Genomic DNA, 1,989 nt, shown 5'->3' on the forward strand with positions numbered 1-1,989 from the left:
CAGGCCGAGCGCGCCGGTCACGCCGTTCAGCACCACGTCGCAGGGGTGCGCGGCGACCTCGGCGACCGCGTCCGGCCCGGCGACGATCTTCGGGATCGGGTACTCGCCCGCGCTGAACCCGCGCCGCTGCGCCTCGGCGTAGAAGGCGAGCTGGAGGTCCTGGGCGGCCGAGGCGCGCGCGACGGCGACGACCTCGGGGTGGAACTCCAGGGCCTGCTCGGCGAGCAGGTCCACCCGGCCGCCGCCCGCCGCCAGGGCGGTCACCCGGAACCGCCCGGGGTTGCGGCGGATCACGTCCAGGGCCTGCGTGCCTATCGACCCGGTGGAGCCGAGCACCGCCACCTCGCGGGGGCGCGCTCCGTCAGGGCTTCCGGCCGGTGTTCCAGTCGCGGTTGCAGTCACCGTCCCATTGTCGGCCATCACCGGCCACGCCGGGGACGGCCCGCACGGAACACGCACACCCCCGCCACATGGCCGAACGCGCAAACCCGCCGACCACCCCTGACCAGCTTTGTCCAGTTATGCCACTGCGCGTGTAAGCATGCCCGGCTTACCGTCCGCAGGCGGGCCACCTCCGCATCCCCGGCTCCACCCCCGACTCGAGGAGACCCGATGGGACGCATCCCTCACCGCCCCTCGCCCCGCCGCAGCCCCCGCCCCTCGCCCCGCCGCGTCGTCCTGACCCTGCTCGCCGCGTCCGCCGTCGTCCCGCTCGCCGCCGGACCCGCGCACGCCGACCCGGCCCCGACCGCGCCGCGCCCCCCGAACCCGACCGCTCCCCATCCGACGGCCCCGGACCCGACCGCGCCGTTCGCCCCGGGCCCCACCGCGCCGGTCGTCCACCCGCTCGCCACCACCACCGCCGCCCAGCAGGCGGCGCGCGACTTCTGGACCCCGGAGCGGATGCGATCCGCCACCCCGATGGACGCGCTGACCAGCGACAAGAGGATCTCGCCCGCGCAGATCAAGAAGGGCCTGCCGGCGGTCATCCAGTACTCCCAGCCGAACGGCGGCTCCGCCTGGACCGGCGGCGGCGCGGTCACCCGGACCGCCGGGCGGGTCTTCTTCACCTACCAGGGCAGGACGGCGTCCTGCTCGGGCGACGCCATCACCAGCACCAACAAGAGCGTCGTCGTCACCGCCGGGCATTGCGTCAAGCTGGACGGCGCGTGGCACACCAACTGGACGTTCGTCCCCGGCTACAACAACGGCAACGCCCCCTACGGCACGTGGACGGCCGCCAAGACCCTGTCCACCCCGCAGTGGACCGCCAGCGAGGACATCAACTACGACGTCGGCGCGGCCGTCGTCGCCCCCCTGAACGGACAGCGGCTCACCGACGTGGTCGGCGGCCAGGGCATCGCGTTCAACCAGGCGCGCGGCCAGGTCATGTACGCGTTCGGCTACCCCGCCGCCTCGCCGTACGACGGGACCAAGCTCATCTACTGCTCCGGCTCGGTGATCGACGACTTCCTGCTCAGCAACGACCAGGGGATCGGCTGCAACCAGACCGGCGGCGCGAGCGGCGGCCCGTGGTTCCTGAACTTCAGCGAGTCGACGGGCACCGGGGTGCAGAACTCGGTGAACAGCTTCAAGTACAACTTCCTGCCGAACTACATGTTCGGCCCGTACTTCGGCACCGACGCGCAGAACCTCTACAACACCGCCCAGTCGTCCTGACGGTGTCCTGAGGGTCCGGGCCTCCGCAAGCTCGCGAAGGCCCGGACCTCGGCCGGACGATCACTCGAAGTGACCGGCCGGGTGCGGCGCGTCCTGCGAGACTGCGGGCCATGCCCTCCCGCCTGTCCGCCCCCGCCATCGCACTGCCGGCCTGCGCCGCGTTACTGACCGGGCCGCCCGCGGGCGTCGGCCTGCCCGGCCACGGGTCCGCGCGGGTCGCCGTCCATGAAGTCGCCGCGTCCGCGGCCGGGCGCGCCCTGGCCCGCTGGCCGGTCCGGGGACGCGGCGTCGGCGGCCGTCCGCCGGACC

General features: G+C 73.9%; 2 protein-coding genes and 1 pseudogene. 2 read left to right on the top strand and 1 reads right to left on the bottom strand.

Annotated features, from left to right (window positions below; translation table 11 throughout):
- Positions 1-420 (bottom strand): annotated as a pseudogene (locus AB0J52_RS38185) (1-deoxy-D-xylulose-5-phosphate reductoisomerase); the annotation flags it as partial.
- Positions 421-612: 192 nt separating this feature from the next.
- Here AB0J52_RS38185 and AB0J52_RS38190 point away from each other — a divergent pair.
- Positions 613-1,680: a trypsin-like serine peptidase gene (locus tag AB0J52_RS38190; RefSeq protein ID WP_500187890.1), complete on the top strand. Its 1,068-nt coding sequence runs from the start codon at positions 613-615 to the stop codon at positions 1,678-1,680.
- Between the two features lie 110 nt (positions 1,681-1,790).
- Positions 1,791-1,989: hypothetical protein (locus AB0J52_RS38195; protein ID WP_500187891.1), on the top strand; the 199-nt coding region annotated here is incomplete at its 3' end.

Origin of the sequence: Spirillospora sp. NPDC049652, from assembly GCF_040675125.1 — a bacterium.
Taxonomy (GTDB): Bacteria; Actinomycetota; Actinomycetes; order Streptosporangiales; family Streptosporangiaceae; genus Spirillospora.

Bases quoted from the DNA above. Each gene is read 5' to 3' on its own strand.
- AB0J52_RS38190 (WP_500187890.1), top strand. From the start codon at position 613: ATGGGACGCATCCCTCACCGCCCCTCGCCCCGCCGCAGCCCCCGCCCC.